The following is a 5,353-nucleotide window of genomic DNA, read 5'->3' as shown; positions in this document are numbered from 1 at the left end:
GGGAGCTGGCGGAGATCGAGCAGGTGCTGCTCGACGGCGCCGACGGCACGCCGCGCACCGACGACACGGCCGAACCGGCGCCGGCCACTGCTCCGGTCGCCGAGGACCCGGGCACCGTCGCCCTGCTCTCCGCGGAGGTCGCGGTGCTCCACGCGAGGCTGGACGAGGCCCTCACCCGCCTCGACGCCCTCCAGTCGAAGCTCGACGGCCGCTGACCCCTATGAGCGAACGGCACTCTCGCTCACACCTAGTGAGCGAGAGTGCCGTTCGCTCATTCTGCTAGAGCCAGGCCGGGAGCTGCGGGACCTCGGTGCGCTCGCCGTCGGCCGTGCGGGCCCGCACCCGACGCGAGCGGGCGCGGCCGGAGACCCAGGAGGCCAGGTCCGCCACCGGCGCCTCGACCGACACGGTGACCGACCCCGTCCCGATCGTCCAGACCTGGTCCTGGTCGTCGGCGACCAGCCGCACCCCCGGCACGCCCTCGCGCGTGCCGAGCAGGGCGGCCACGTCGCCGACCAGCTCGCACAGCATCGGCCGCGGGAAGTCCTCGAACGAGGCGCCGACGTCCAGGTCGACCGAGTGGATCCACATCTCGCGGGCCCGCATCCACGCGATCTCCGTGGCGGGCACCTCCACACCCTGCGCGTTGCGGATCGTGGCGGACCACGCCTCCTCCGGCATGGCCTTGACCACCTGCGCCAGCTTGTCCGAGGTGGCCACGACGTCCTCGCGGATCGCGGTGGGCTCCCGCTCCGCACCGGCCGCGATGTCCGCGTCCCGCTGCTCGCGGCTCGCGTACGCGGGGGTCTCCTCCCCCGACCGCGCCCAGTGCAGGAGGTTCATCATCGCGTCGGCGTTGCGGGCCACGTGGCTGAGCACGTGGGCCCGCGTCCAGCCCGCCAGCGCGGAGGGGGCGGCGAAGGCGTCGTCGCCCATCCGGTCCATCAGCCCGCGCAGGTGCGCGGCGCCGTCCCCGGCCCAGGCGAGCGTCTCCCTCAGCGTGCGGGTCACTTCGCGAGCCGGCAGACGTTGCGGCACTCGCCGACGCCCTCGATCGCGGTGACGAGCTCGGCCCCGTCGGTGAGGTAGCGCGGGGGCGTGCGCGCGTGCCCGACACCGCCGGGCGTGCCGGTGGCGATGACGTCCCCGGGGTTGAGCGTGAGGATCGCCGACAGGTACCTCACCAGCTCCACCGCGCCGAAGACGAGCTGGTCGGTGGTGGAGGACTGCATGACCTCGCCGTCGAGCGTGGAGGTGATCGCCCAGCCGCCGTCGGTCGACCCGTGCCCCCCGAGCTCGTCCGGGGTGACCAGCACCGGCCCGAGCGGGGTGGAGTGCTCGAAGGTCTTGCCCTGCAGGAACTGCTTGGTGCGGTTCTGGTAGTCCCGCACGCTCACGTCGTTCAGCACGGTGTACCCGGCGATCGCCGCCGCCGCCTCGGCGTCGTCCGCGTTCCGTACCGGCGAGCCGATCACCACGGTCAGCTCGGCCTCGTAGTCCACCTGCTCGGAGACGGTGGGGAGCTCGATCTCGTCGTACGCGCCGACCAGCGCCGGGGCGTACTTCGCGAAGACCGTGGGGTACTCGGGGAGCTCGTGGCCCATCTCCAGGACGTGGTCCCGGTAGTTCAGCCCGACACAGATGATCTTCTCCGGGCTGGGCACGAGGGGGGCGTAGTCGAGGCCCGCCACCGGGTGCGCGGGGCCCGCCGCGGCCTCGGCGTGCGCCCGCCAGTCCGGCCGGGACAACAGCCCCCGCAGGTCCGCGTCGCCCGTCTCGGTGGCGGTGGTCCCGTCGACCCGGACGGCGCGCGTCCCCGCGGCGGTCCGGATGGTGGCCAACCTCATCGCGTGCGCTCCACGCTCGCTCCTCGTGTCACGCGATGAGTCTGCGCCACCGGCCGCCCGAATTCAGCCCCGGGGTCAGATCGCCCCACTCTCGTCCTCGATGTCCGCGCCACGCACCGGGAGGTCCGCGAACACCGCGGGCGGCTCCCGCCACGGGTCCCCGCCGCCGCTCTGCACCGCCCGCCAGACCCGCTCCGGCGTGCACGGCAGGTCGATGTGCGTGACGCCGAAGGGCGCGAGCGCGTCGATGACCGCGTTCTGTACGGCGGGGGTGGAGCCGATGGTCGCGGACTCGCCGATCCCCTTGGCGCCCAGCACGTTCATGGGGGTGGGGGTCTCGGTGGTGACGGCCTCGAACGAGAAGAGGTCCGCCGCCGTCGGGATGTGGTAGTCCGCGAGGGTGCCGGTGATGGGGTTGCCGTCGGCGTCGAACAGCACCTCCTCGAACAGCGCCTGCGCGATGCCCTGGGCGAGCCCGCCGTGCTGCTGGCCCTCCACCAGGAGGGGGTTGAGGATCCGACCGCAGTCGTCGACGGCGAGGTGCGAACGCGGCGTGACCCGCCCGGTCTCGGTGTCCACCTCGACCACCGACAGATGCGCCCCGAACGGGAAGGTCGCGCCCTCCTGCTTCTCGTCCACGCCCGCGAAGATCTCGCCCTCCGCCAGGACCTGCTCCCAGGACACGGTCACCGAGGGCACGCCGACCACGCCGAAGGCGCCGTCCTCGGTCAGCTCGACGTCGTCGGCGTTCGCCTCGAGCAGCGTGGCCGCCCGTCGGACGGCCTGCGCCCTGACGTCGTCCGCCGCCACCCGGACCGCCGACCCGCCCATCTGCAACGACCGCGACCCGCCGGTGCCGCCGCCCCGCGGCACGCTTGCGGTGTCCGACTGCTCGTAGCGGATGTTGTCGAACGGGATGCCGAGCCGGTCCGCGACGAGCATCGCGAACGACGTGGCGTGGCCCTGCCCGTGCGCCGAGGTGCCCGCCTGGACGGTCGCGGTGCCGTCGGGGTGCACCCGCACCGAGCCGTACTCGCTCCCGCCCCCGCCCGCGGTGATCTCCACGTAGACGGCGAGCCCGATGCCGAGCTGCACCGGGTCCCCGGACTCGCGGCGCGCGGCCTGCTCCTCGCGGAGCTTCTCGTAGTTCCCGAGCCGCAGCGCCTCGCGCAGCGGGAGGTCGTAGTCGCCGACGTCGTAGTGCGCGCCGGTCTGCGTGACCAGCGGGAACGCCGCCGGGTCGAGGAAGTTGCGGCGGCGCAGCTCCGCCGGGTCGAGGTCCAGCTCGGCGGCGGCGAGATCCACCAGCCGCTCGATGTGGGCGGCCGCCTCCGGGCGCCCGGCGCCCCGGAAGGCCCCCATCGGCGTGGTCGTGGTCATCGCCGAGACGACGTCGTAGCCGACCTTGGGGATGTCGTAGACGCCCGGGGCCATCGTGTAGGTCTGGTGGATCGGCAGTGCGCCGCCGAAGCCGGAGTAGGCGCCCGCGTCCCCGACCACCCGACACCGCAGGCCGGTCATCCGGCCCTCGCGGGTGAGGCCGAGCTCGTAGTAGGCGATCTGCCCGCGGCTGTGCGGCATCGACTGCAGGTTCTCCGAGCGGGTCTCCACCCACGCGACCGGCCTGCCCAGAGCGCGGGCGGCCCCGATCGTCGCCGTGTGCTCGCCGATCATCCCGGCCTTGCCGCCGAACCCTCCGCCGACGTGCGGCGCGATCACCCGGACCTGGTCCTGCTCGTAGCCGAAGATGCCCACGAGCTGGTTGCGGAAGCCGTGCGGCATCTGGGTGGAGACGTGCACGGTCAGCGGGAAGTCCCCGGTGGTCGGGTCCGCCAGGATCGCGTTGCCCTCCATCGGGACCACGGCGAGCCGCTGGTTGACCATCCGCGCCCGCACGACCACCTCGGCGCCGTCCAGCGCCGCCGCGCCGTCCGCGACCCGCAGCCCGCCCGCGACGTTGCTCCCGAGCTCCGGGAACTGCAGCTCGGCGTCCGGCGCGAGCGCCGCCTCCGGGTCGACGACGGCGGGCAGCGGGTCGTAGTCGACCTCCACCAGCTCGGCCGCGTCCCCGTCCGCCATCACGTAGTCCTTGCCCTCCATGCGGACCTTGCCCGCGGACTTGGCGGCGGCCATCGAGCCCGCGGCGACGAGGTCGTCGTAGGAGACGATCTCGGCCTTGATGAAGCCCTTCTCGAAGTCGGAGTGGATCACGCCCGCGGCCTGGGGGGCGGTGTCGCCCTGGTGGATCGTCCAGGCGCGGGCCTCCTTGGGGCCTGCGGTGAGGTAGGTCTGCAGGCCCAGCGTGCGGAAACCCGCGCGGGCCAGCGAGTACAGGCCCGGCTCGGGCTGGCCGATGGACTCCAGCAGCTCGCGGGCCGACTCCTCGTCCAGCTCCAGCAGCTCGGACTCGACCTTGGCGTCGAGGAACACGGCCTCCGCGGGGGCGACGAGGTCCGAGAGCTCCTTGCGGCGGGCGTCGTCGGTGAGCACGCCCTCGTCCGCGTTGAACACGTAGAGGAAGGGCTTGGTGGTCAGCAGGGTCAGCTCGCGCAGCGGCTCGGCGTCGACACCCGCGGCGAACAGGGTCTTGCCGCCGTTGAGGATCTCGGCGGCGGACTCCGCGGCCTCCAGGACCGGGCGGCGGTCCTTCTGCATCCGCGCTTCCTTGGTGAGCCGCGGGATCGCCTTCTCCAGCGTCTGCAGGTCCGCGAGGATCAGCTCCGTCGAGATGGTCTCGATGTCCGAGGCGGGGTCGACGCGACCGTCCACGTGCACGACGTCGTCGTCGGTGAAGACGCGGACGACCTGGCAGATCGCATCGGACTCGCGAATGTTCGCGAGGAACTTGTTGCCCAGCCCCGCGCCCTCCGACGCACCCTTCACGATCCCCGCGATGTCGACGAACGACACCACAGCGGGCACGACCTTGGCCGACGAGTGGATCTCGGCCAGCTTCTCGAGCCGGGAGTCGGGCAGCGGCACCACACCGACGTTGGGCTCGATGGTCGCGAACGGGTAGTTCGCGGCGAGCACGTCGTTGCGCGTCAGGGCGTTGAACAGGGTCGACTTGCCGACGTTGGGCAGCCCGACGATGCCGAGGGTGAGGGACACGAGCATCGAGGGTAGGCGACGGCGGCCGGCGGAGCCTGCGGGGTGGGTCGAACACAGGCCAGAGCCGGTCGGTTCGTGAGCGGACCCTCATCGGCGTGTCATCGGGCTCCCACGCCCGTGCCCCACCGTCGGACCGTGAACCCCGCCGCACCGCTGCTCGATCCCGCCCTCCTCGCCGCTGCCTGCCCCGGCCTGCGGACGACCCGCCCGGTCTCGGTGTCGGTGCAGCCCAACGGGTCCGCCGTCGTCCGACACTCCGTGCTGCTGGCCGACGGCACCGCCCGCACCCTGGTCGCCGCCACCGGCACCCTGCCCGCCGAGGCCATGGTCCTCGAGTCCGACGGCCTGCGCGTCGCCCTCTGGGCCTGGCCGCACGATCCGCACCTGCCCGGCCT

3 protein-coding genes and 3 pseudogenes are annotated in these 5,353 nt (G+C 73.1%); 2 read left to right on the top strand and 4 right to left on the bottom strand.

Annotated features, from left to right (window positions below):
- Nucleotides 1–215 (top strand): annotated as a pseudogene (locus tag H5J29_RS19595) (hypothetical protein); the annotation flags it as partial.
- A 64-nt stretch (nucleotides 216–279) separates the two neighbouring features.
- Here H5J29_RS19595 and H5J29_RS19590 read toward each other — a convergent pair.
- The 4 genes and pseudogenes from H5J29_RS19590 to ychF form a co-directional block, all read right to left on the bottom strand.
- Nucleotides 280–1,011: a maleylpyruvate isomerase family mycothiol-dependent enzyme gene (locus H5J29_RS19590; RefSeq protein ID WP_312858312.1), complete on the bottom strand. Its 732-nt coding sequence runs from the start codon at nucleotides 1,009–1,011 to the stop codon at nucleotides 280–282.
- Entirely contained in the window at nucleotides 1,008–1,847 is an 840-nt protein-coding gene (locus tag H5J29_RS19585; RefSeq protein WP_181782501.1) for a fumarylacetoacetate hydrolase family protein, read from the bottom strand. The genes H5J29_RS19590 and H5J29_RS19585 overlap by 4 nt, the downstream gene beginning before the upstream one ends.
- Before the next feature lie 75 nt (nucleotides 1,848–1,922).
- Nucleotides 1,923–3,926 (bottom strand): xanthine dehydrogenase family protein molybdopterin-binding subunit, encoded by a 2,004-nt coding sequence (locus H5J29_RS19580; RefSeq protein WP_246394067.1) that lies wholly within the window; start codon nucleotides 3,924–3,926, stop codon nucleotides 1,923–1,925.
- A pseudogene (gene ychF, locus H5J29_RS35220) lies at nucleotides 3,903–4,958 on the bottom strand (redox-regulated ATPase YchF); the annotation flags it as partial. The pseudogene ychF and the gene H5J29_RS19580, both read right to left, overlap by 24 nt.
- 135 nt (nucleotides 4,959–5,093) lie before the next feature.
- Here ychF and H5J29_RS19575 point away from each other — a divergent pair.
- A pseudogene (locus H5J29_RS19575) lies at nucleotides 5,094–5,353 on the top strand (aminoglycoside phosphotransferase family protein); the annotation flags it as partial.

The sequence above is a fragment of the Pseudonocardia pini genome (assembly GCF_013870575.1).
Classification (GTDB): Bacteria; Actinomycetota; Actinomycetes; order Mycobacteriales; family Pseudonocardiaceae; genus Pseudonocardia; species Pseudonocardia pini.
This window is presented reverse-complemented; position numbering and strand designations above follow the sequence as displayed.

Bases quoted from the DNA above. Each gene is read 5' to 3' on its own strand.
- H5J29_RS19585 (WP_181782501.1), bottom strand. From the start codon at position 1,847: ATGAGGTTGGCCACCATCCGGACCGCCGCGGGGACGCGCGCCGTCCGG.
- H5J29_RS19580 (WP_246394067.1), bottom strand. From the start codon at position 3,926: ATGGCGGACGGGGACGCGGCCGAGCTGGTGGAGGTCGACTACGACCCG.